Here is a 3,067-nt window from a genome sequence, read left to right as displayed (position 1 = left end):
CGGCTCACCCCGATCGAGTTTGAGACAATAAACCGGCCCGCAGTCGCGGCCTGAAAGACCAAACCCACGAGTCAACCAAACTCGGGGCAGTCCCATGCCCCATGTTCCACTGGCTCTCGGGTTGGGCACCGATGTTTGCGCCCAAAGATCGACCCAGAAGGTCGTCACGTGGATGCGGCCGAAGGCGTTCACTTGGATCACACCATCCGTCCCGCCTGTGCCTGTGGTCAGCCACGGCTGGAACAGCAGGACAAATGTGATCATGCACCCGGCCGCGGCAGACAGGTGAACCCAGTTTCCGCGGAGCACGGCCCCAAGCCACTTTCTTCCGAGAGCGACCCACATCTGCGCGCTATCCCATCGCCGTTGTCGTGGCCCACCAAATGAGTCAACCTGTTCGTGTCGAGAATCTTTGCCCTGCCAAGGAGTGGGACGCACGATTTTCCAGCCTATGACTCCGGCCGCATGGAATCCGTCAAGAAAAAGGGCTCAACACAATAAGGATTCGTCAAACTTCAGCGATCAGCTGCCGCGGGCCGAGAAGTCCGTGATGAGCGTCACACGAACTGACTTACAGGTCACGGACGGTCTGTCGCGGACAGTCCAAAATCGGTGCCAGCGCTACCTTGCAAGGAGGGCGGCGGCTAGGGAGTGTTTCGAAGTAATTGATGGGATGGCACCGCTATGCGGTGGCATCCCATCAATGTGTTCAGCGGGATCTGTTGTCCGCGTTGGCATGTAGGTGAGGTCTCCGGTAGTTGGTTCAGCTGTCGAAGAAGAACCTTGAATACCGGAGACCTCGTGGCCAGTGTAGCGGTGGTGGCGGGGCGCGCGGACCTGACCGATGCCCAGTGGGCCCGGTTGGAACCGTTGCTGCCCCGGAACAAGAAGGCGGGACGACCGCCTCAGTGGACGAAACGGCAGCTCATCGATGGGATCCGATGGCGGACCCGAGTCGGATCACCGTGGCGTGACGTCCCGGCGGTGTATGGGTCGTGGCTGGCGGTGTATGGCCTGTTTAGGCGCTGGCAGCGCGCCGGAGTGTGGGCGTTGATCCTGAAGTTGCTGCAGGCGTTCGCCGACGCGGCGAACCGGATCGTGTGGCAGGTGAGCGTGGACTCGACGATTCTGCGGGCCCATCAGCATGCCGCCGGGGCTCGCCGCGACGGTGACGCGCAGGCCGAGCCGCCCGGAGGGGTGGTCCGCGAACCCGACGATCACGGGCTTGGCCGGTCGCGGGGCGGATGGTCGACGAAGTTGCATCTGGCTTGCGAACAGGGCTGCCGGGTGCTGTCGCTGCTGGTCACCCCGGGCCAGGCCGGTGACAGTCCCCATTTCACGGCGGTCCTCGACGGCATCGAGGTGCCCAAGACTGGCGGTGGCCGCCCGCGATCACGACCGGTTCGGGTGCTGGCCGACAAGGCGTATTCCAGTCGAGGAAATCGGGAATGGCTGCGTCGGCACGGGATCCGGGTGACGATCCCTGTTCCAGCCGACCAGGCCGGCCATCGCCGCAACCGCGGCTCGGGCGGTGGCAGGCCGCCGGTGTTCGATCCGGTCGTCTACCGCGACCGTAACGCTGTCGAACGTGGAATCAACCAGCTCAAACAGCATCGGGCGGTGGCCACTCGCTACGACAAACTCGCTGTCCGCTATCTGGCGACGGTCCATATCGCTGCGATCAATCAGTGGCTGCGACACGGGTGAGGACGGACCGAACAGCCCGCCCTCACCACTTCGAAACACTCCCTAGGCCCGGGCTTGACGAAGTGCCCGGTGATCGCAGGGTGGTCGCGCCAATTTACCGCAGTGAGTCGATGCCGGGATGGTGCAGCTCGAGGTTCTTCCAGAACAGCAACACCAGCGACCGGGCGAGTTTGTCCAGGGTGTTGTAGTCCAGCGCGGCTTGCCGCTCGGTGAGATAACTGACCAACAGGTCCCTGATCTCGCGGTTGACCGGTTGGTAGCGGCCGACCAGCACTGTTCTGAGCCAGGCCGGAAGGAGCGCGCCGCGATGCGCTACCGCCGGATTTCTGGCAGAAGCGCGCTACCTGGGTCAGAGTGGTTGGTGGGTTTGCGCGGTCCGGCCCGGTGTGGCCGACTTCTTTGTCGGCCTGCTGACGTCGTTGTCGATGCCGGGTTTCGTGCGGGCCGGTTCGACCGGCCAACCGACTATTGTTGTGAGCACTCACATCAATAGTGTTACTTCCATAACCCCATGTCAACCCCCTCACGGCAAGATTCGGCAACCCGTTCACAACCGCACTCCGGCACCCGGACCGGACCGGACGGAGTGCGCGCCCCGAACGCCCAGGTCCCCGCAAGGGGCTGATGGCGATCACCGAAAGGTGGCCGGATCACTCGAGTCGCTACCGCAAACTGATGCCGGTCATTCGTGGCGCCCCGCTCGGCGTGCGAGGTTTCCCGGGATCGTAATCCGCGTGCGGGCCGGGGTCCGACGGAGCCGAGCCTCGATCACCCTTGCCGGGTGTGTGTCCGACGCTCGGCTCCGACCCCGCGTGGCCCCTGGGCACTCGAAGCGAACCAGAAACCGACCGAATGGTACTAAAGTGTGTCCGTCGCATGCACGCCCAGCCCAAGCGAGGAGTCGGGGATGTGGGACAACAGTTCACTGTGTCGCAGAAGCTGGCGTTCGTGGCGCGGGAGCTCGACCAGGATGAGTTGATCGACCGCATGAACTCAAGGGCAGCGAAAGGCGGGGCTGCCTCCACGTGAAACGACCCCGGCTCCCATTCAGTTGGCTGATGAGGGGCCGGGGTCGCTGCCCATCTGCGGTTGCCGCACCGGTGGTGCTGTGAGGACTCGGGCGCGGCGGAACCCATTTGATCACGAATTCTGTTGCACACCAAACAGGTTGAAACACGTTCCATCAAGTCTGGGTGAGAAACGCTGCAGGACAGTCGGTTTGATACGCCAGAAACGGACGGAAGGTCATGGATCGCCTGCCCAGATCACCCGAAGTAGTGCCGAACTGCGCCATCCCGCTCGTTTGCGCTGAGGGCGCGATTCCTACCGGAAGATCGGACGCGAATCCACCCTCGGCTGC

The 3,067-nt window shown here is 63.4% G+C and carries 3 protein-coding genes; 1 reads left to right on the top strand and 2 read right to left on the bottom strand.

Annotated elements, in window-relative coordinates; all coding sequences use genetic code 11:
* Positions 1-264: hypothetical protein (locus ACWEH3_RS35865; protein WP_450026844.1), on the bottom strand; the 264-nt coding region annotated here is incomplete at its 3' end.
* A gap of 537 nt (positions 265-801) precedes the next feature.
* Here ACWEH3_RS35865 and ACWEH3_RS35860 point away from each other — a divergent pair.
* Positions 802-1,707: an IS5 family transposase gene (locus tag ACWEH3_RS35860; RefSeq protein WP_450026846.1), complete on the top strand. Its 906-nt coding sequence runs from the start codon at positions 802-804 to the stop codon at positions 1,705-1,707.
* 94 nt (positions 1,708-1,801) lie between these two features.
* Here the strand turns inward: ACWEH3_RS35860 and ACWEH3_RS35855 are convergent, their stop codons facing one another.
* Positions 1,802-1,981, bottom strand: coding sequence for a hypothetical protein (locus tag ACWEH3_RS35855; protein ID WP_450026848.1), 180 nt, complete (start codon positions 1,979-1,981; stop codon positions 1,802-1,804).
* Positions 1,982-3,067 lie beyond the last annotated feature (1,086 nt).

It is taken from the genome of Nocardia sp. NPDC004718 (assembly GCF_053601535.1).
The sequence above is the reverse complement of the archived record's forward strand: the minus strand, read 5'-3'. Positions and strand labels throughout refer to the sequence as shown.